General features: G+C 38.5%; 32 protein-coding genes. 2 read left to right on the forward strand and 30 right to left on the reverse strand.

Annotated elements, in window-relative coordinates; all coding sequences use genetic code 11:
• The first annotated feature begins 71 nt into the window (after positions 1-71).
• The gene (ruvC, locus tag GVK91_RS22295) at positions 72-638 is read left to right on the forward strand and encodes a crossover junction endodeoxyribonuclease RuvC (protein ID WP_088160095.1); all 567 of its coding nucleotides are present in this window, start codon (positions 72-74) and stop codon (positions 636-638) included.
• Here ruvC and GVK91_RS22300 read toward each other — a convergent pair whose 3' ends face one another.
• A complete protein-coding gene (locus GVK91_RS22300) occupies positions 639-1,685 on the reverse strand; it encodes a hypothetical protein (RefSeq protein ID WP_159731397.1) in 1,047 nt (348 codons plus the stop codon).
• A gap of 389 nt (positions 1,686-2,074) precedes the next feature.
• Here GVK91_RS22300 and GVK91_RS22305 point away from each other — a divergent pair, with 389 nt between their 5' ends.
• Positions 2,075-2,548, forward strand: a complete 474-nt coding sequence (locus tag GVK91_RS22305; RefSeq protein WP_046674894.1) for an Lrp/AsnC ligand binding domain-containing protein — start codon at positions 2,075-2,077, stop codon at positions 2,546-2,548.
• 35 nt (positions 2,549-2,583) lie between these two features.
• On the opposite strand, the gene GVK91_RS22310 is transcribed toward GVK91_RS22305, so the two are convergent.
• The 29 genes from GVK91_RS22310 to rplV form a co-directional block, all read right to left on the reverse strand.
• A complete protein-coding gene (locus GVK91_RS22310; protein ID WP_153844944.1) occupies positions 2,584-3,648 on the reverse strand; it encodes a M20 family metallo-hydrolase in 1,065 nt (354 codons plus the stop codon).
• A complete protein-coding gene (gene proC, locus GVK91_RS22315) occupies positions 3,638-4,444 on the reverse strand; it encodes a pyrroline-5-carboxylate reductase (protein WP_153844943.1) in 807 nt (268 codons plus the stop codon). The genes GVK91_RS22310 and proC overlap by 11 nt, the downstream gene beginning before the upstream one ends.
• 27 nt (positions 4,445-4,471) lie before the next feature.
• On the reverse strand, positions 4,472-5,269 hold the full coding sequence (argB, locus tag GVK91_RS22320) for an acetylglutamate kinase (protein WP_046674891.1): 798 nt from the start codon (positions 5,267-5,269) through the stop codon (positions 4,472-4,474).
• A gap of 51 nt (positions 5,270-5,320) precedes the next feature.
• The gene (locus tag GVK91_RS22325; protein ID WP_075990879.1) at positions 5,321-6,283 is read right to left on the reverse strand and encodes an acetylornithine carbamoyltransferase; all 963 of its coding nucleotides are present in this window, start codon (positions 6,281-6,283) and stop codon (positions 5,321-5,323) included.
• A gap of 141 nt (positions 6,284-6,424) precedes the next feature.
• Positions 6,425-7,570, reverse strand: a complete 1,146-nt coding sequence (locus GVK91_RS22330) for an aspartate aminotransferase family protein (RefSeq protein ID WP_153844942.1) — start codon at positions 7,568-7,570, stop codon at positions 6,425-6,427.
• Between the two features lie 157 nt (positions 7,571-7,727).
• Positions 7,728-8,231, reverse strand: a complete 504-nt coding sequence (rplQ, locus tag GVK91_RS22335) for a 50S ribosomal protein L17 (RefSeq protein WP_153844941.1) — start codon at positions 8,229-8,231, stop codon at positions 7,728-7,730.
• 130 nt (positions 8,232-8,361) lie between these two features.
• Entirely contained in the window at positions 8,362-9,354 is a 993-nt protein-coding gene (locus tag GVK91_RS22340) for a DNA-directed RNA polymerase subunit alpha (RefSeq protein ID WP_153844940.1), read from the reverse strand.
• Positions 9,355-9,449: 95 nt separating this feature from the next.
• Positions 9,450-10,058: a 30S ribosomal protein S4 gene (rpsD, locus tag GVK91_RS22345; RefSeq protein WP_153844939.1), complete on the reverse strand. Its 609-nt coding sequence runs from the start codon at positions 10,056-10,058 to the stop codon at positions 9,450-9,452.
• Positions 10,059-10,118: 60 nt separating this feature from the next.
• Positions 10,119-10,508 carry a 30S ribosomal protein S11 gene (gene rpsK / locus GVK91_RS22350; RefSeq protein WP_046674885.1) on the reverse strand — a complete coding sequence of 130 codons (390 nt, stop codon included), beginning with the start codon at positions 10,506-10,508 and terminating at the stop codon, positions 10,119-10,121.
• A 10-nt stretch (positions 10,509-10,518) separates the two neighbouring features.
• Entirely contained in the window at positions 10,519-10,896 is a 378-nt protein-coding gene (rpsM, locus tag GVK91_RS22355; RefSeq protein WP_112373918.1) for a 30S ribosomal protein S13, read from the reverse strand.
• Positions 10,897-10,926: 30 nt separating this feature from the next.
• Complete coding sequence (gene ykgO, locus GVK91_RS22360) at positions 10,927-11,043, reverse strand: type B 50S ribosomal protein L36 (protein ID WP_013665024.1); 117 nt, start codon at positions 11,041-11,043, stop codon at positions 10,927-10,929.
• 45 nt (positions 11,044-11,088) lie between these two features.
• Positions 11,089-11,307: a translation initiation factor IF-1 gene (gene infA / locus GVK91_RS22365; protein ID WP_002997456.1), complete on the reverse strand. Its 219-nt coding sequence runs from the start codon at positions 11,305-11,307 to the stop codon at positions 11,089-11,091.
• Between the two features lie 74 nt (positions 11,308-11,381).
• Positions 11,382-12,164, reverse strand: coding sequence for a type I methionyl aminopeptidase (map, locus tag GVK91_RS22370; RefSeq protein WP_046674883.1), 783 nt, complete (start codon positions 12,162-12,164; stop codon positions 11,382-11,384).
• A gap of 9 nt (positions 12,165-12,173) precedes the next feature.
• Positions 12,174-13,511 (reverse strand): preprotein translocase subunit SecY, encoded by a 1,338-nt coding sequence (secY, locus tag GVK91_RS22375; protein WP_046674882.1) that lies wholly within the window; start codon positions 13,509-13,511, stop codon positions 12,174-12,176.
• Positions 13,512-13,514: 3 nt separating this feature from the next.
• Entirely contained in the window at positions 13,515-13,961 is a 447-nt protein-coding gene (rplO, locus tag GVK91_RS22380; RefSeq protein WP_046674881.1) for a 50S ribosomal protein L15, read from the reverse strand.
• 119 nt (positions 13,962-14,080) lie between these two features.
• Complete coding sequence (gene rpmD / locus GVK91_RS22385; RefSeq protein WP_046674880.1) at positions 14,081-14,260, reverse strand: 50S ribosomal protein L30; 180 nt, start codon at positions 14,258-14,260, stop codon at positions 14,081-14,083.
• Between the two features lie 5 nt (positions 14,261-14,265).
• Positions 14,266-14,784, reverse strand: a complete 519-nt coding sequence (gene rpsE / locus GVK91_RS22390) for a 30S ribosomal protein S5 (protein ID WP_075990876.1) — start codon at positions 14,782-14,784, stop codon at positions 14,266-14,268.
• Positions 14,785-14,796: 12 nt separating this feature from the next.
• Complete coding sequence (gene rplR, locus GVK91_RS22395) at positions 14,797-15,150, reverse strand: 50S ribosomal protein L18 (RefSeq protein ID WP_088160091.1); 354 nt, start codon at positions 15,148-15,150, stop codon at positions 14,797-14,799.
• A gap of 5 nt (positions 15,151-15,155) precedes the next feature.
• The gene (gene rplF / locus GVK91_RS22400; RefSeq protein ID WP_153844938.1) at positions 15,156-15,710 is read right to left on the reverse strand and encodes a 50S ribosomal protein L6; all 555 of its coding nucleotides are present in this window, start codon (positions 15,708-15,710) and stop codon (positions 15,156-15,158) included.
• Between the two features lie 21 nt (positions 15,711-15,731).
• The gene (gene rpsH / locus GVK91_RS22405) at positions 15,732-16,133 is read right to left on the reverse strand and encodes a 30S ribosomal protein S8 (protein ID WP_223584601.1); all 402 of its coding nucleotides are present in this window, start codon (positions 16,131-16,133) and stop codon (positions 15,732-15,734) included.
• Between the two features lie 136 nt (positions 16,134-16,269).
• Positions 16,270-16,539 (reverse strand): 30S ribosomal protein S14, encoded by a 270-nt coding sequence (gene rpsN, locus GVK91_RS22410; protein ID WP_028071569.1) that lies wholly within the window; start codon positions 16,537-16,539, stop codon positions 16,270-16,272.
• Complete coding sequence (rplE, locus tag GVK91_RS22415) at positions 16,532-17,101, reverse strand: 50S ribosomal protein L5 (protein WP_153844937.1); 570 nt, start codon at positions 17,099-17,101, stop codon at positions 16,532-16,534. Before rplE ends, rpsN begins: the two co-directional genes overlap by 8 nt.
• Complete coding sequence (rplX, locus tag GVK91_RS22420; RefSeq protein ID WP_172462328.1) at positions 17,101-17,412, reverse strand: 50S ribosomal protein L24; 312 nt, start codon at positions 17,410-17,412, stop codon at positions 17,101-17,103. The genes rplE and rplX overlap by 1 nt, the downstream gene beginning before the upstream one ends.
• A 35-nt stretch (positions 17,413-17,447) precedes the next feature.
• Positions 17,448-17,816, reverse strand: a complete 369-nt coding sequence (gene rplN, locus GVK91_RS22425; protein ID WP_046674873.1) for a 50S ribosomal protein L14 — start codon at positions 17,814-17,816, stop codon at positions 17,448-17,450.
• A 1-nt stretch (position 17,817) separates the two neighbouring features.
• Positions 17,818-18,072, reverse strand: a complete 255-nt coding sequence (gene rpsQ / locus GVK91_RS22430; protein WP_153844936.1) for a 30S ribosomal protein S17 — start codon at positions 18,070-18,072, stop codon at positions 17,818-17,820.
• A gap of 14 nt (positions 18,073-18,086) precedes the next feature.
• The gene (rpmC, locus tag GVK91_RS22435; protein WP_153844935.1) at positions 18,087-18,305 is read right to left on the reverse strand and encodes a 50S ribosomal protein L29; all 219 of its coding nucleotides are present in this window, start codon (positions 18,303-18,305) and stop codon (positions 18,087-18,089) included.
• Between the two features lie 92 nt (positions 18,306-18,397).
• Positions 18,398-18,820: a 50S ribosomal protein L16 gene (gene rplP, locus GVK91_RS22440; protein WP_046674870.1), complete on the reverse strand. Its 423-nt coding sequence runs from the start codon at positions 18,818-18,820 to the stop codon at positions 18,398-18,400.
• A 60-nt stretch (positions 18,821-18,880) separates the two neighbouring features.
• Positions 18,881-19,675: a 30S ribosomal protein S3 gene (gene rpsC / locus GVK91_RS22445; RefSeq protein WP_046674869.1), complete on the reverse strand. Its 795-nt coding sequence runs from the start codon at positions 19,673-19,675 to the stop codon at positions 18,881-18,883.
• Between the two features lie 11 nt (positions 19,676-19,686).
• A complete protein-coding gene (gene rplV, locus GVK91_RS22450; RefSeq protein ID WP_077438121.1) occupies positions 19,687-20,121 on the reverse strand; it encodes a 50S ribosomal protein L22 in 435 nt (144 codons plus the stop codon).
• Positions 20,122-20,126 lie beyond the last annotated feature (5 nt).

Raw genomic sequence — 20,126 nt, forward strand, 5'->3', positions numbered from 1 at the left:
AATTTTAGCCAAATGATTAAGTTTTGTCGAACGCAATCCACGAATAAAACGCAAAATTTGTATTATTGTATATGCAGAAGGAAAAGGCGAAAGAAAGAATAATTTTAGGTATAGACCCCGGAACAGTAATACTTGGGTATGGTATCATCAAAGAAGTTGGCAATAACATATCCTTGGTCTCAATGGGGGTCATCAAAATGGGACATTTAGATGACCATGCCCTAAAACTACAACGTATATTCAAAAAAACTTCTGCTCTAATGCAGGAATATAATCCCGACTGCGTAGCTCTTGAATCACCATTTTATGGCAAAAACATACAGGTCATGCTCAAATTAGGGCGAGCGCAAGGTGTTGCCATGGCGGCGGCGCTGGCGCAAGATATTCCAATCTTTGAATATTCTCCAAGAAAGATAAAACAATCCGTTACAGGAAATGGAAATGCTACAAAGGAGCAGGTTTCCGCTATGCTAAAAAATCTATTAAAATTTGAGGAAACACCACAATTTTTAGATGCCACCGACGGATTGGCAATCGCTGTCTGCCACTCGTTTCAGAAAAATGCAGTATCAGGCAGCAGCAAGTCGTACACTGGATGGTCCGCCTTTATCAAAGACAACAAAGATCGGATCAAGTAATTACATTTGCACCTGACGAATCACATTCTTCACATTCAACTCAACAATATCCGTCATCGTTTTACACTTGAGGTAGGAGTTATTCTGATAAAATTCAGCATAGCCCTCACGTAACTGTTCGATATTCTCCTGCGTCGAGAGCACCTGCGTTTGCGAAGCATCCCTCAGATCAGCAATCCGATGTCTTTCGCTTCTGACTCTATGCACAATGGAAGAACGTTCCTCCTGTTGGTATTGCAGCACTGTTTTTTCATTTAGATGTTCCATCGCTAGTTTGACATAGGGAAGATTCTCCTTAAAAAATTGTGGCATATATACTTTTGGATTTCCCTCATAAAACTGCTGGTCAAAATCTATTGCCCGAATTCGAAACTGGAAATCATCGAAATCCGGTGTAATCTGCATCACAAAATTGTAGGCTCTCATATCCCCCAACAACGTAATAATACACCGTTCATTAAACTTGACAAATTCTTTGGAAATCCGGGTCAGATTATAATCAGGCGAGAACATACGTGTTTTCGAAAACGTGTCCCCAGGAATTCCAACAATATGTTCTTCAACCAAAGTATCATGGTCTACCATATAATTCACCTGATTGGGCGACAATATTTCTTCTAACTCCAATCCATATATTCTTGACGCATCAGCTTGCTTGATGTAAAAATAATCGTACACATCATTTAAACGGTTTACGATACGAATACGAAATGGTTTAGTATTGCCAAAGCCGCAATACTCGACACGATCAATATATTTATGCTGGACGATTCGCGTATTACCTGATGCTTTCAGTTTAGCATAAATCACCTTCAACCCGTCATACAATTGGTCAATAAGATATTGCGGATACAGTGGAGTCTCCCAAAAAGTATCGTTGCCAAATTTATCCATGACAGGTACTGTCTCCGTAAAATTCAGTAGATCTTTGTATCCTATCGGCAACTTTTCGTCTCGCTGATACAGCTTAAGGTATTTATGAAGTCCTTCCCCTACTTCAAAAATCGGTTTCTTTTTCGAAATCTTTACATCTTGAACTTCTTCCATCTCTATTCCGTATTTGATTTTTCGTTTACTCAAACATCACACAGTCTGCTACATTTTTGCCCCCATCATATGCTAAATTCGAACTGATTAGATTTTCAATATGCCAACTGTTTTTCCTACTTCTAAAAAAGGCAATACTAAATTAATTTATCATAATCTTGATATCAAACATGAAAACAATCACTTAACCTATAATAAGATCACCATGAAACAATTATAATCACTTTCAATCAAAAACATATAACATTATCAATATGAATAAGTATTTTTTATTAAATTTACATCTATAAACCGAAAATTCTTAGTAATTTTGAAATAAATTTAATTATTTTAGCTATTGGTCAGATCTTGATGCAACGACCAATTAATGAACACAAAAACCATTGTTAATGGAAAATCAATATGCAAACTATGATCTAGACAATTTGGATATCCAAATCTTGTCTATTCTAATGAACGATGCCTCTATTCCTTATACAGAAATAGCAAAAAAGCTAATTGTATCAGGTGGTACAATTCACGTTAGAATGAAGAAGATGGAAGAACTAGGTATCATTAGAGGGTCAAATCTAATTATCAATCCTCAAAAAGTCGGATTTGATATCACGGCCTTTTTGGGTATCTATCTTGAAAAAGGTTCACAATATGCAGATGCGGTAGATAAATTGAAAGAAATCAAAGAAGTGGTCGAATTACACTATTGTACTGGCCAATACAGTATTTTTGCAAAAATCATCTGTAGAGATACAGTTCACCTGAGAAAAGTATTGAATGAAGATATTCAATCCGTACCAGGGATTCAACGTACCGAGACGATCATCTCTCTCGAAGAGAGTATCAAACGTCAAATCAGCTTAGTCTAGTATAAAAAAAGCTTCCATAAAAATGGAAGCTTTTTTTATACTATCTTTTCTAACATTGCGATATAGAGATCGATCCCTGCTCTAATTTCATCAATATAGATAAACTCATCTGCCATATGCGACCGCGCGCTATCGCCAGGTCCCAGCTTCAGAGAAGGGACAGGAATAAGAGCCTGATCACTCATCGTCGGTGAACCATATACTTTACGTCCCAGTACAATGCCTGCTTTGACGATTGGATGCGTTTCAGGAATAGAAGAAGACTTCAGGCGCGTCGATCTCGCTGTGACCTCTGATTTTACATGAGACTTGATAATATCCAACGTCTCTTCATTCGAATAAGCATCTGTGGTTCTGACATCAACAACAAAGTTACAAGTAGCCGGTACCACATTGTGCTGTGATCCCGCCTGAATTACTGTTACCGACATCTTAATTGGGCCTAAGGTTGACGAAGTTCTTTCAAATGTATAATTTTGAAACCATTCAATATCCTTGATCGCTTTATAGATCGCATTATCACCCTCATTACGCGCAGCATGTCCAGCCGTCCCTAAAGCGGTACAATCCAACACCATCAGCCCCTTTTCTGCAATTGCCAAATCCAATAAGGTAGGCTCACCCACAATTGCAAAATCAATTGGACCGATAGCATCCAAAACAGATTCTACACCATTCTTACCTGAGATCTCTTCTTCGGCACTGGCGACAAGACAGAAGTTATACTTCAATTCCGTCTGCTGGTAAAAATACAAAAATGTAGCTATCAATGATACCAAACAGCCTCCAGCATCATTGCTCCCCAATCCGAACAATTTACCTTCCTCTACAGTTGCCGCCAAAGGATCCCTTGTATAACCCGTATTTGGTTTTACTGTATCGTGATGGGAGTTAAGCAATATCGTAGGTTTAGTGATATCATAATGGGCATTATACACCCAGACATTATTGCCTTTCCGATGCGTTTTGATATCACGCTCCCGAAAGAAGCGATCAATTAAATCTGCCGTGAACTCTTCCTCTTTACTTAAAGACGACAGTCCAATTAATTGTTTTAAAAGGGCCAGAGCATCTTCAAATAGATGCTGTTTATCCTTCATGGTATAGTCCTCCTGCTTTATCCGCAGACAGTTTAATTCCCTTTATAAAAGCAGAACTAAAACCGTTATGTTCCATTTCGTTCAATCCCGCTATTGTACATCCCTTTGGTGATGTTACCTTATCAATCTCTCCTTCTGGATGAGCATTGGTATGCAATAACAAATCAGCAGCGCCTTTTGCAGTTTGAACTGCCATTTTTAATGCGTCGTGCGCATGAAATCCGATTTCAACTCCACCTTGTGAAGCAGCACGAATAGCACGTAGGAAGAATGCGATACCGCAGGCACACAATGCCGTTGCCGATGTCATAAGGTCTTCATTAATGACAACCACTGAACCAACAGTTTCAAACATCTTCTCAACCTCCTTCAAACTATCGTCCGAAGCATTGTCGCTGGCGATACAAGTCATTGATTGAGCTATTGCTATTGCTGTGTTGGGCATTGCCCGTATAACTGTGGCATCTGCACCCAACTCTGCTTTTAAATCGGTACAAGAGACTCCTGACACGATGGAGACAAAAATCTGATTTGTCTTTTCAATTACAGGGGCCACTTCCACCAATACCTTTTTTAGTTGTTGAGGTAGTATTGCGAAAACAACAATATCAGCCCCCTTTACAGCGAGCCTATTATCATTACTTACTGAGAAGCCCTGGCTCGCTTCTTCGGCCAGTGCATTCAAATTTCTCCTCGTCAATGTAATATCGGCAGCATTGGCAAATTCACTTTTTACAAGTCCTTTTGCCAAAGAAAGACCGATATTACCGCTTCCGATAATGGTGACCTTTTTCATAGCGATCGTTGGGTTTAGGTTAGATTTTTATTTTAATGTCAAGCAAGTGCCAAATTGTCCTTGTTGAAACAAATGCAAATTATTAGCATTTCCAATATAGACCTCTTGAACACCTTTATTTATAGCATTGAATGCATTTTGCAACTTAGGGATCATCCCGTCATTCACCACGCCGGATTCCTTAAGATGTTCAAACTCTTCTGACTTAATCGTTGGGATTACTGAATTCTCATCTGTTACATCGCGTAAAACGCCGTTCTTCTCGAAACAATAAACCAAAGAAGTTTCATATAATGAAGCCAAAGACACCGCCAATGAAGAAGCTATAGTATCCGCGTTGGTATTGAGCAATTGTCCAAGGCCATTGTGTGTAATAGCCGAAAACACCGGAACAAACCCAGCTTCTAGAAATTTCTTGATAGCCAGCGTATTTACAGAGTCATGCAACAAATCACCTACAAAGCCGTAATCGATATCTTTAACCGGACGCTTTATCGCTTTAATGACATCACCATCGGCTCCAGTCAATCCAACAGCATCACATTTCAAATTTTGTAACTTAGCAACGATTGTTTTATTTGTCAATCCAGCATATACCATTGTTACAATGCGTAACATTTCCTCATTTGTCACACGACGCCCTTCTACCATTTGGGCTTCAATTCCCAGTTCACTAGCCAAACGAGTTGCAATTTTACCCCCACCATGTACAAGAATCTTTTTCCCTGATAATGCGGAGAACTTTTCTAAAAAAGAATCCAATTGGCGCTCATCATCAATAATATTCCCGCCAATTTTAATTATATTTAATACACTATTAGCCATTACGCAACTTTTCCCAATAAAAATAGTTTTTCAATAATCTATAGGATTGGACTATGCCAAATCCTCTAACATACGTTTTAAAACAACCTGAGCAGCCCATACACGGTTGCTAGCCTCTTTAATCACGAGTGAGTTTGGTCCATCTAAAATCTCAGAAGACAATTCAAGATCTCTTCTTACTGGCAAACAATGCATTACTTTGGCATCGTTCGTCAAATTGAGCTTCTTGTTATCCATCATCCAATCTTCATCAACACCATATACCTCGCCATATTCTTGATAAGAAGACCAGTTTTTCACATAGACAAAATCAGCATTCTTTAAACTTTCCTCAAGATTATTAGATATGGTTGCTCCAGCAGTAAATTCTTCACTTAACTCATACCCCATAGGTTGAGCTATCGTAAAATCGACCAATCCCTCTTCTTGTGCTTTGCACATCCATTCTGCAAAAGAATTAGGTACTGCCTGAGGTAATGCCTTAACATGCGGAGCCCAAGCCAATACCACTTTCGGCTTTTCAGTCTTCTTGTACTCAGTGATGGTAATCATATCTGTCAAACTCTGCAATGGATGGCGTGTTGCACTCTCTAAGGAAACAACAGGAACACCACAGTACTTAATGAATTTGTTGAACAGGTCCTCACTATAATCCTCTTCACGATCTTTCAATTTTGGAAAGGAACGAAGTCCCAAAATATCACAATACTCGCCCATAACAGCGGCGGCTTCACGAATATGTTCAACAGTTGTCCCGTTCATCACAACACCATCTTGTGTCTCAAGAGCCCAACCATCTTTATCCATATTCATAACCATCACATTCATGCCCAAATTCATCGCCGCTTTTTGTGTGCTCAAACGCGTACGTAAACTCGGATTCAAAAATACAAGTCCCAAGGTTTTATGTTGGCCAAGGTCCTGATTGTCATATGGTGCAGCTTTCAAAGCTAACGCTTCTTGAACAACGTCCGCTACACTGGAAACATCCTTAACAGAGAAAAACTTTTTCATCTATATTTATTTATTCGAGTGCATTTTCAACGGCAATAAATAGGCGCCTCACACTCAGTATATATTTTAACTACTATGTCGCAATCAAATTTGCATTAGCCGATGTGTGGCTATTGGATAATTTGATCGACAGCCTTAAGGTTATGCAACCGTTACTGCTTTGATATGTGCTTTCAATGCTTCTAAAAACTGATCAGCATGATCTTTCGTAATATTCAAAGCAGGCAATAAGCGAATCACAAAAGGCTTAGCCTCTCCTGTAAAGATACGGTTCTTTAGCAAGAGATCTTTCTTCACATGGGCCAAAGATTCAGGTAGTTCTATACCGATCATTAATCCTCGGCCTCTCACTTCTATAATCTCATCGAGTTGCTTAAGCTCATCAATAAGATATTGTCCGACTTGAGCCGCATTTTCCATCAGTTTATCTTGTTGGATAATCTCCAATACAGCCAGTGCGGCAGCACATGCGAGATGATTGCCACCAAATGTCGTTCCCAAGCTACCGTAAGTCGCTTTAAATTTGGGCGATATACTGATTGCACCAATTGGGAAACCATTGCCCATACCTTTTGCCATTGTGTAAATATCGGCCTCAACGCCCGAATAGTCCTGCGCATAGAATAAGCCTGTTCTTCCGTACCCACATTGTACTTCGTCTGCAATAAACACCGCATTATATTGATCGCAAAGAGACCGAATCAATCGAAGAAACGATACTGACGCTTCTCTGATTCCACCTACCCCTTGGATACTTTCCACGATAACAGATGAAATTTCATCACCATATGATGCGAAAGCCTCAGTCAAAGCCTCTTCATCATTGAAAGGAAGAAATACAATATTATCAGTTTCATTGACAGGAGCAACTATACTCGGATTGTCTGTAGCCGCTACGGCCAATGAAGTCCTTCCATGAAAAGCTTTTGAAAACGCTATGACTTTTTTACGCTTATTGTAAAAAGAAGCCAGCTTCAATGCGTTTTCATTTGCTTCTGCGCCAGAATTGCAAAGAAATAAATCGTAATCAACCTTTCCCGAAATTTCCCCTAACAATCGGGCAAGTTCACGCTGAATTGGAATCTCGACAGAGTTGGAATAGAACCCAATACGGTTCAATTGTTCTGTGACGCGTTGTACATAATGTGGGTGCGTGTGTCCTATCGATATCACAGCATGGCCACCATACAAGTCCAAGTAAGCATTTCCTTCGGCATCCCACACCGTTGATCCATTAGCTTTTACTATGTTAATGGGATTAATGGGATAAACATCAAATGGTTTCATCTTAATGAATTATAGATTGATAAACGAAATAGCTAGTAATAGAAAAAGCTATCAGATTTTAGCATTACAAATATATTAGTTATAACGGTAGGAATGGTCATAAAATAAAAAAAGTCCCCTTAAAAAGAGGACTTTTTTATGCTAGATCAGAAGAAGACTATTCTCCGTCTACTTTTTCTTCACCTTCTACTTCAGCTTTAACTTCTGCAGGAGCTTCAGTTTCGGCAGCTGTAGTTTTCTTAGCACCACCACGACGACGAGTAGCTTTTTTATCAGCAGCAGCAGCTTTTTTACCATAGATTTCGTTGTAATCAACTAATTCGATGAAAGCCATTTCTGCGTTATCACCTAAACGATTTTCCATTTTGATGATACGAGTATAACCACCTGGACGGTTAGCTACTTTTTCAGAAATTTCGCGGAATAAGATAGAAACTGCGTCTTTATCTTTCAAATAAGCGAATACTGTACGACGAGAGTGTGTTGTGTCGTTTTTAGATTTAGTAATCAAAGGCTCTACATATGTACGCAATGCTTTAGCTTTAGCTAAAGTAGTCGTAATACGTTTGTGTAGGATTAATGATGTTGCCATGTTAGCCAACATTGCTTTTCTATGGCTATCCGTACGGCCTAAGTGATTTACTTTTTTTCCGTGTCTCATTTTGATTTTATTATACTATATATACCGTTCTTGCTTTACTTAAACTGCGAAATCTATCAAAGGCAAAAGCCCATCTTGTTCAGCAATCAGCTTGAAGAGGAATTACATATAGTGGTCGCTTAATAAATTATTATTCTTCGTCTAATTTGTATTTTGCTAAGTTCATTCCGAATGACAAACCTTTTGATTTAACCAATTCTTGAATTTCACTTAACGATTTTTTACCGAAGTTTCTGAATTTCAACATATCAGCCACGTCGTAAGTTACTAACTCAGCTAATGTGCGAATATCAGCAGCTTTCAAACAGTTCAATGCACGAACTGAAAGATCAAGATCTACCAATTCTGTTTTCAAGATCTTACGCATGTGTAAGATTTCTTCATCAACAACTTTAGTTTCTTCTTTCGTTTGAGACTCAAGAAGCATATTCTCATCAGAGAATAAAATAAAGTGTTGAATTAAGATCTTAGCAGCTTCTTTCAAAGCTTCTTCGGGGTGAATTGAGCCATCAGTAGAGATATCCAACAACAATTTCTCGTAGTCAGTTTTTTGCTCTACACGGTAATTCTCAATGGTATATTTAACATTCTTGATCGGAGTAAAGATCGAATCGATTGCGATAACACCTACTGGCGCATCAACAACTTTATTCTCATCAGCATTTACGTATCCACGACCTTTGGCAATACTCAATTCCAATTCAATTGTCACTGAATTATCCATGTTACAGATTACCATGTCTGGGTTTAAGACCGTAAAGTTATTAGAGAACTTTGTGATATCACCAGCTAAGAATTGTTCTTGACCATTGATTACTACAAATACCTTTTCGTTGTCGCCAATCTCACCTGTTTTTTTGAAACGAACTTGTTTCAAGTTCAAGATAATTTCAGTTACGTCTTCAACAACACCTTTGATCGTTGAAAATTCGTGCGAAACGCCAGAAAACCTTATCGACGTAATTGCATATCCTTCTAAAGAGGACAATAGAATACGGCGCAAAGCATTACCAATGGTTACACCAAAACCAGGCTCCAATGGACGAAATTCAAACGTACCATCAAAATCCGTAGATTTTTGCATGATAACTTTATCCGGTCTTTGAAATGCTAAAATTGCCATTTATTTTCTTTTAATGTTTTATTTGTAATAATAATTATAATACAATAGAAGATGCATACCCCAAAATTGGACTATGCATTCTTCTATTTTATTTATTATTTAGAGTATAACTCAACGATTAAGTTCTCTTTGATGTTTTCAGGAATATCAGCTCTTTCTGGATAGCTTAAGAAAGTACCTGTCAATTCTTTCGCATTCCACTCTAACCAAGAAAATTTGTTTACAGTACGACCTGCAACTGAATTTGTGATGGCTTCAAGTGTTTGAGAACGTTCACGAACTGCTATAACGTCACCTGGACGTAAGCTATATGATGGAATGTTAACAACTTCGCCGTTAACAGTAACGTGTTTGTGGGATACCAACTGACGAGCAGCGGCACGAGAAGTAGCGATACCTAAACGGTAAACTACGTTATCCAAGCGAGCTTCTAACAATTTTAAGAAGATCTCACCTGTAATACCTTGTTTAGAGGCAGCTTTAACAAATAAGTTTGCAAACTGGCGCTCCAATACACCATAAGTGTATTTTGCTTTTTGTTTTTCTAACAACTGAATAGCATATTCAGATTGCTTACCTCTGCGTTTAGAAGCTCCATGTTGTCCAGGAGGGTAGTTTTTCTTTTCTAACGCTTTATCTGGGCCGAAGATCGGCTCTCTAAATTTACGGGCAATTTTGGACTTAGGTCCTGTATATCTAGCCATTTTCTTTTACAATTAAAGTATCTATCAGCCTATTGCCGATGAATCTTATCTTTAAATTAATTAAACTCTTCTGCGTTTTGGAGGACGACAACCGTTGTGAGGAAGTGGAGTGATATCTTTGATAGTAGTCACATCGATTCCTACAGTTTGCAATGTTCTGATTGCTGATTCACGACCAGCACCAGGTCCTTTAACAAACACTTCAACTTTACGTAAACCCAAGTCGTGAGCAACTTTTCCACAGTCTTGTGCAGCTTGACCAGCAGCATATGGAGTGTTCTTTTTAGAACCACGGAAACCCATTTTACCAGCACTAGACCAAGAAATAGTTTGACCTTGATTATTTGTCAAAGTTACAATGATATTGTTAAACGTTGCGTTAATGTGAGCCTGACCTACAGGTTCGATAACAACGATACGCTTTTTTGCAGCTTTTTTAGTTTTAGCCATTTCTTATTTATTATTTAGTAGCTTTTTTCTTGTTTGCAACTGTCTTACGTTTACCTTTACGAGTACGTGAGTTGTTTTTAGTACGTTGACCACGAACTGGTAAGTGTTTACGGTGACGCAATCCACGGTAACAACCGATATCCATTAAACGTTTGATGTTTAATTGAATTTCTGAACGCAATGCACCTTCAACTTTCAATTCGTCGTTAATGATGGTACGAATTGCTGCCAATTGGTCATCATTCCACTCTTGTACCTTCACATCTTCGCTGATACCAGCTTTTTCCAAGATATATTCAGCTCTTGTACGACCGATACCAAAAATATAGGTAAGGCCGATCACACCTCTTTTGTTTTTAGGTAAATCAATACCTGCTATCCTTGCCATATAATATTAAGCTATTATTTTTTTAATGAATTAACCCTGACGTTGTTTAAACTTTGGGTTCTTTTTGTTGATTACAAAAACTTTACCTTTACGACGGATGATCTTACAGTCCGCGCTACGTTTTTTTATTGATGCTCTTACTTTCATGATATTTATTTTTTCAAAAGCTTGCACTAATACAAGGACTTACGGCTATTTATAGCGATAAGTAATCCTTCCTTTAGTCAAATCATACGGAGACATTTCCAATTTAACTTTATCACCAGGTAAAATTTTGATATAGTGCATACGCATTTTACCAGAAATATGGGCAATGATTTCATGTCCATTTTCCAACTCTACCCTAAACATAGCATTAGAAAGTGCCTCTCTAATTATACCGTCTTGTTCTATTGAGGCTTGTTTAGCCATATATTCTCGATTAAATTTAATTTAAAAGCCTGCGAACAGGAGTGCAAAGATAAATAAAAATAATTGAAAACCAATTACTTTTTGTTCAAAACTTTCTCTACATGTTCGAATGTCAGCAACACATCTGGTTCTCCTTTTCGGATTGCAACCATCTGTTCGAAGTGCGCCGATAATTTTCCATCCACTGTACTTACTGTCCAACCATCATCCCAAAAACGAACACCCGCACGCCCCGCATTGATCATCGGTTCGATACAAATAACCAAACCTTCTTCCAATTTAGGACCAGCACCTCGTTTTCCATAATTGGGAACCTCAGGTTTTTCATGTAAGTGATAACCAACTCCGTGTCCAACCAGCTCGCGAACAATTCCGAATCCGAATTTGCTCACATACTCCTGAACAGCTGAAGAAATATCCCCAACACGTTTACCAGCCACAGCCTGTTCAACACCTTTGTACAATGATTCCTTTGTTACATCTAATAACAACTGTGCTTCCTCAGATATTTCACCTACACCAAAGGTATAAGCCGAATCACTGATAAAACCATTCAGATTGACACCACCATCGACCGAAACAAGATCTCCATCTTTAATTTCATAATCACTTGGAAAGCCGTGTACAATTTGATCGTTGACAGATATACACAAAGAATATGGAAATCCTTGATAATTTAAGAACGCAGGCGTCCCGCCGTTATCATGAATATACTCATAAGCTAATTTATCAAGAGATATAGTCTTTACCCCAGGCTTAATCACTTTTGCGATTTCACCAAGCAATTGCGAAAGCACATCTGCTGACTTCCGCAATTGCTCTATATCTTCTGCTGACTTATAAAATACTTTAGACATCTAAAGAAATTAAATTGCCGAATGATCCATTCCCTCAACAGACGCGGCCGAACGACCTTTAATGCGACCTGTTTTCATTAATCCATCGTAATGACGCATCAATAAATGAGATTCGATCTGTTGCAAAGTATCCAACACCACACCTACTAAAATCAATAAAGACGTACCACCGTAGAAGTGCGCAAATTGATTATTAATACCAAACAAACTTGCAATAGCAGGTAGAATAGCAATGATCGCTAAGAAAATTGCACCTGGAAATGTAATATTTGATATTACGCGGTCTATAAAATTACTAGTTTCCAATCCCGGTTTAATACCCGGTACAAAACCTCCATTCTTCTTCATGTCGTCCGACATCTGTTGTGGGTTCACCATGATCGCTGTATAGAAAAACGTAAATGCGATAATTAACACCGCAAATGTCACGTTGTATGCTACAGAAGTATAGTTACTCAACGAAGTCAAAAATTCCGACTGAAGATTTGGGAAGAACTGTCCTAAACTCATTGGCACAAACATGATTGCCTGCGCAAAAATGATAGGCATTACACCTGCAGCATTTACCTTTAAAGGTATATACTGACGTACTCCACCGACTTGCTTGTTTCCAACGATTTTCTTCGCGTATTGTACAGGGATCTTACGAACACCTTGTACGATCAAGATCGTAAAGATCACAACAAAGAACAAAGCTACAAATTCAAGCAACAATGGAATTGGACCACCACCACCTTTCGCCATTCTAGAAACCCATTCCGCAGTGATACCACTTGGCAATTGAGCGATAATACCAGTCATGATGATCAAAGAAATACCATTACCGATACCTTTATCAGTAATTTTTTCCCCTAACCACATCACAAATAAAGTACCGCCTGTCAAAACTATGGCAGTTAGAATAGTGAATAATGGGTCAGCTATTGTCTTAGCACTTGGCTCGATTTGAGTACGTACATAAGCAAAAGCCTGAAGCAAAGTAATCCCTAAAGTTAAATAGCGAGTAATTTGATTCATTTTTTGACGACCACTTTCCCCTTCCTTCTGCATCTTTTGGAAGTAAGGAACCGCGATGCCCAGCAATTGAACAACAATGGATGCCGAGATATATGGCATTACCCCTAAAGCAAAGATAGCCGAACGAGAGAAAGATCCCCCCGCAAACATATCCAATAAGCCCAATAAACCCTCTTTTTGACCAGAAGCCAAAGCATGAGGATTTACACCTGGTAATACCACGTGACATCCAATACGGTAAATCAAAAGAAAAAGTAAGGTATTTAGAATACGCGTACGTAAATCATCGATTTTCCAAATATTGGTTAAGGTTGTGATTAGTTTCTTCATTTATTAAATTTTAACGATAGAACCGCCTGCAGCTTCAATAGCTTTTTGAGCAGAAGCAGTAAACGCGTGCGCTGTTACTTCAACTTTAGCTTTCAATTCACCGCGACCCAAGATTTTAACTTTGTCATTTTTAGACACTAAACCATGAGCTTTCAATGCGTCGAAATCTACAGCTGTTAAATTGTATTTCTCGATCAACGCTTGTAAAGTATCTAGGTTTACACCATTGTACTCAACACGGTTGATGTTTTTGAAACCAAATTTAGGCACACGACGTTGCAAAGGCATTTGACCACCTTCGAAACCGATTTTCGTAGAGTGACCTGAACGAGAACCAGCACCTTTGTGACCACGCGTTGAAGTACCACCACGACCAGAACCAGTACCACGGCCAATACGTTTGCTACTTTTTACTGCACCTTTTGCAGGTTTTAAATTACTTAAGTTCATTTTTAAACTAAATTGTGCTAGCCCTTCGCTCTCACTAAACAGGTACTAGCGATTAAAAAATAATTATTATTAATAACAAGTAATGGAAGAAGCCCAAAGACCTCTTCCATATGCTAATATTAAATAGTTTCGATAGCTACTAAATGGTTTACTTTACGTACCATTCCAATAATTGATGGAGTAGCTTCAACTTCTACTGAGTGGTTGATTCTTTTCAAACCCAATGCCTCAATAGTTTTCTTTTGGCGCTCGCTTCTGTCGATAACGCTCTTTATCTGGGTGATTTTGATTTTTGCCATGATAATTAACCGTTAAATACTTTATTCAAATCGACACCGCGGTGTTGTGCTACTGTATACGCATCACGCATTTCTGCTAAAGCAGTTACAGTTGCTTTTACCACGTTGTGTGGGTTAGAAGAACCTAATGATTTAGCCAATACATCTTTGATACCAGCAGACTCCAATACTGCACGCATTGCACCACCTGCTAAAACTCCTGTACCACCTACAGCTGGTTTAATCAAAACTGAACCACCAGAATATTTACCATATTGCGCGTGAGGAACAGTACCTTTGATAATAGGAACTTTTACCAAATTTTTCTTTGCGTCATCGATACCTTTCGTGATTGCTTCAGTTACCTCTTTAGCTTTGCCTAAACCGTAACCTACGATACCGTTTTCATCACCTACTACAACAATTGCAGAGAAGCTGAAAGTACGACCACCTTTAGTAACTTTAGCTACACGTTGGATACTTACTAAGCGATCTTTTAATTCAATTTCGCTTGATTTTACTCTTTTTATATTGCTTAATGCCATTTCTTTCTATGATTAAAAGTCTAAACCGCCTTCGCGAGCACCTTCAGCCAAAGATTTGATACGGCCATGGTATAAGTACCCATTACGGTCAAAAACTACTTTATTAATACCTGCTGCTACTGCTTTTTCAGCCACCAATTTACCTACAGCTTTAGATTGATCAACCTTGTTACCAGATGCAACAAACTCTTTTGACAAGCTAGATGCAGCAACTAATGTTTTACCTGCATTGTCATCAATGATTTGCGCATAGATACCTTTGTTACTTCTAAAAACCGATAAACGTGGACGTTCAGACGTTCCAGCAAGGTTTTTTCTGATTCCTTTTTTGATTCTCTCTCTACGAGATGCTTTTTGTCCTGCCATGATTATTATTTTTTAGCTGATTTACCTGCTTTTCTTCTCAATACTTCACCTGCAAACTTAACACCTTTTCCTTTGTAAGGTTCTGGTTTACGGAAGCCACGGATTTTAGCCGCTATCTGACCGATTAATTGTTTGTCAGCACACTCTAAAGTGATTGTAGGGTTTTTACCTTTGTCAGCAGTAGTTGATACTTTAACCTCGTTTGGCAATACAAAAACAATCTGGTGAGAGAAACCTAAAGTTAACTCTAATACATTACCAGTACTTGAAGCACGGTAACCTACACCGACTAACTCTTGCGTAGTTTTGTAACCTTCAGTCACACCGTGAACCATGTTAGCCAACAGGGAACGATATAGACCGTGTAATGCTTTGTGTTTCTTTTGATCAGTTGGACGTGTTACAACGATATTGCCTTCTTCTTGAGCAATCGTGATGTCACGGTCAACTTGTTGTGTTAATTCGCCTTTAGGACCTTTTACTGAAACTAAGTTTTTGTCCGAAATAGTAACAGTTACCCCAGCAGGGATAGCGATAGGCGCTTTTCCAATTCTTGACATTTCTTTGTGCTTTTACCTAGATTAATAAACGTAACATAAAACTTCACCACCAACATTTTGAAGTCTAGCTTCTTTATCTGTCATTACACCTTTAGATGTTGACAAGATAGCAATACCTAAACCATTCAAAACACGAGGCATAGTATCAACGCTTGCATACTTTCTTAAACCAGGTTTACTCACACGTGTCAACGTACGAATAGCCGGAATTTTGCTAATTGGGTTATATTTCAATGCGATTTTGATCGTACCCTGTACGCCATTCTCATCGAATTTGTAATTAGCAATGTAACCTTTATCAAAAAGAACTTTAGTAATCTCTTTTTTTAGGTTCGATGCAGGAATTTCAACAACCCTGTGGTTGGCCTTGATGGCATTCCTTACTCGTGTAAGGTAATCCGCAATTGGATCTGTAGTCATTATATATGAAAATTTGTGACAGCGGTTTCCCTCCCAACCGTTGGTATGGGACCTTCTATCTGTTAAACAATTTTAAAATGCAAAAACCCCGGCAATCCTAAGTTGAATTGCCCGGGCAAAATTAAGTATTTTTTTTTAATTACCAAGAAGCTTTTTTCACCCCTGGGATTTTGCCATCTAAAGCCATCTCGCGGAATGTTACACGAGAGATGCCGAATTGACGCATATATCCTTTAGGACGGCCAGTCAATTTACAACGATTGTGTAAACGTACTGGAGAAGCATTTTTAGGCAATTTATCTAATGCAACGTAATCGCCAGCAGCTTTTAATTCTGCACGTTTTGCCGCATATTTAGCTACCAATTTAGCGCGTTTTACTTCGCGTGCTTTTAATCCTTCTTTAGCCATTGTTATTAGTATTTTGATTTTTAAATGGTAAACCGAATTGTTTCAACAATTCTAAAGCCTCAACATCATTTTGAGCAGAAGTCACGAAAGTGATATCCATACCTTGGATCTTGTTGATTCTATCAATGTTGATCTCAGGGAAAATGATTTGCTCAGTGATACCTAAGTTATAGTTACCACGTCCGTCAAAACCTTTATCGTTGATACCGCGGAAGTCACGAATACGTGGAAGCGATACTGCTACCAAACGATCCAAGAATTCAAACATGTTGTTGTCACGTAAAGTAACACGTGCCCCTACAGGCATACCTTTACGTAATTTAAAGTTTGAAATATCTTTTTTCGATTTTGTAGCAACGGCTTGTTGACCTGTGATTAAAGTCAACTCAGCAATAGCGTTATCGATTAATTTTTTGTCAGCTGTTGCAGCTCCTACGCCTTGTGAAACAACGATTTTCTCAAGTTTAGGAACCTGCATAATACTTTTATACTGAAATTTTTCTTGAAGTGCTTTACGGATTTCTTCCGCATATTTCACTTTTAATCTTGGTACGTAAGTCATTATTTAATTTCCTCCCCTGATTTTTTAGCGTAACGAACTAATTTACCATCTGCATTTAACTTACGACCTACACGTGTAGTTGCACCTGTTTTAGGATCGATAACAGCTAAATTAGAGATGTGAATACCAGCTTCTTTCTCAATGATACCACCATTAGGATTAGCTGCACTTGGTTTAGTGTGTTTTTTTACGATGTTAGCGCCCTCAACGATAGCTCTATTTTTATCCACTAAAACAGTTAATACTTTTCCTTGAACACCTTTAGAGTTACCAGCGATAACTTTCACTAAATCACCTTTTTTAATTTTGATTTTGTGCGTAGTTGTTTTTGTTTTCTGTGCCATAATTATAAAACCTCCGGTGCTAATGATACAATTTTCATGAACTGTTTCTCACGCAACTCTCTAGCAACAGGGCCAAAGATACGTGTACCACGTGGTTCATCATTATTATTTAATAATACAGCGGCGTTGTCATCGAAACGGATATATGAACCATCTTTACGACGGATTTCCTTTTTCGTTCTAACTACTACTGCTTTAGAAACGGAACCTTTTTTCACGTTTCCTGAAGGCATAGCGCTTTTCACCGATACAACAATCTTATCTCCGATTGATGCATAACGCTTGCGCGTACCGCCCAATACACGGATTACTAAAACTTGTTTAGCACCGCTATTGTCAGCTACATTAAGTCTTGATTCTTGTTGTACCATGTTATTTAGCTCTTTCTATAATTTCAACTAATCTCCAGTTTTTTGTTTTACTCAGCGGACGAGTTTCCATGATTAATACCGTATCGCCGATACCGCAGGTATTAGTTTCGTCATGAGCTTTAAATTTAGTAGTTTTTTTCACGAACTTACCATAGATCGGGTGTTTCACTTTACGTTCCACTGTTACCACGATAGATTTGTCCATCTTGTTGCTAACTACTAAGCCGATTCTTGTTTTTCTTAAATTTCTTTCCATTTCGACTTTAAATTTTACGCCTCAGAGGCTGTTTCATTTTTAGCTGCAGCTTTGCGTGCACTGATCTCTGTACTGATACGAGCGATAGTTCTGCGTGCTGCTTTGATCACGTTAGGGTTCTCAATAGCTGAAACAGCATGTGCAAATTTCAATTTTGTAAGGGCTGTTTTCTCTTCTACAAGACGAGCTTTTAAGTCCTCATTAGATAATTCTAAAATTTCTGAATTTTTCATGTTTTTTCAGTTGTTATTTGGGTTATCATCGCTTTATATATAGCGTTAGGGGTAACGGCCCTAACGCTTAAATGATGACATTACCAAGATTTTTATGCTTCAACGTAGTCTCTACGAATCACAAACTTAGTTTGAACCGGAAGTTTTTGAGCTGCAAGGCGTAATGCTTCTTTGGCAATTTCCAAAGGCACACCTTCTGCTTCAAATAACATACGGCCTGGGCGTACTACTGCTACCCAGTATTCTGGAGCACCCTTACCTTTACCCATACGTACCTCTGCAGGTTTTTTGGTAACAGGTTTGTCAGGGAAAATACGAATCCAAACTTGACCTTCACGTTTCATATAACGTGTAACCGCAATACGAGCTGCCTCGATTTGACGACTAGTGATCCATGCTTGCTCCATTGTTTTGATACCGAAAGAACCGAAAGCTAACTCCGCTCCACGAGAAGCGTTACCTTTCATGCGGCCTTTCTGCATCTTTCTGAACTTCGTTCTTTTTGGCTGTAACATGTTCGTATACTTTTTAAATCTGCTTTTTCAGCAGGTTTTGTTGTAATCTAAATAAAACTATTAATCTTTTTTCGGACCACGGTTGCTTCCACCACGGTTATTTCCACCACGGTTATTTCCACCGCGACCACCTTTGTTATTACGGTTGTCACGACGTTCGCCACCACCTTCGTGGTTGCCACGTGATTTTACACCAGATGCTTGACCAATGTTTGGAGATAAGTCACGTTTACCGTAAACCTCACCTTTACAGATCCAAACTTTGATACCGATTTTACCGTATGTAGTCAATGCCTCAGCTAAAGCGTAGTCGATATCAGCACGTAATGTGTGTAAAGGAGTTCTTCCTTCTTTGTATTGTTCAGTACGCGCCATTTCAGCACCACCTAAACGACCAGAACACATGATTTTGATACCTTCTGCACCCATACGCATTGTAGAAGCGATTGAAGTTTTCATTGCACGACGGAATGAAATACGTGCCTCTAATTGTTTAGCGACACCTTCAGCTACTAACTTAGCATCTAACTCAGGGCGTTTGATCTCGAAAATGTTGATTTGAACATCCTTTTTAGTCAGTTTTTTCAACTCTTCTTTGATCTTGTCAACTTCTTGACCACCTTTTCCGATAACGATACCTGGACGAGCAGTGTGAATTGTAACAGTGATACGTTTTAAAGTTCTTTCGATAACAACTTTAGCTACACCACCTTTTGCAATACGAACAGAAAGATATTTTCTGATTTTTTCGTCTTCAACTAATTTATCGGAATAGTTTTTACCTCCGAACCAGTTAGAATCCCAACCTTTGATGATTCCTAATCTGCTACCTATTGGATTTGCTTTTTGTCCCATTTCTCAATAAATTAGTTTTGTTCAACGTTTAATTTGCTATCAACTACCAACGTAACGTGATTTGAACGTTTACGAACTCTGTATCCGCGACCTTGAGGAGCTGGGCGCAATCTTTTCAATTGACGACCGCCACCTACTGATACTTCTTTTACAATTAGTTCGCTTTCTTCCACTGATTTACCTTCGTTTTTGGCTTCCCAGTTTTTGATTGCAGATAATAATAATTTTTCTACACGAGCAGCAGCTTCTTTACTTGAGTGTTTCAAAATGTATAATGCATTTTCCACACGTTGACCGCGAATTAAGTCTACCACTAAACGCATCTTACGAGGCGAAGTAGGGCAGTTCAATAATTTGGCATCCGAAGCTCCTCCTTGTTGAGCTTTCTCTTGCTCTTTGCGTTGTCTAATTAAGACAGACTTTTTAAGTTTTTTTGTTGCTTCCATTACCT

This window comes from Sphingobacterium sp. 18053, from assembly GCF_902706145.1.
GTDB lineage: Bacteria > Bacteroidota > Bacteroidia > Sphingobacteriales > Sphingobacteriaceae > Sphingobacterium > Sphingobacterium paramultivorum.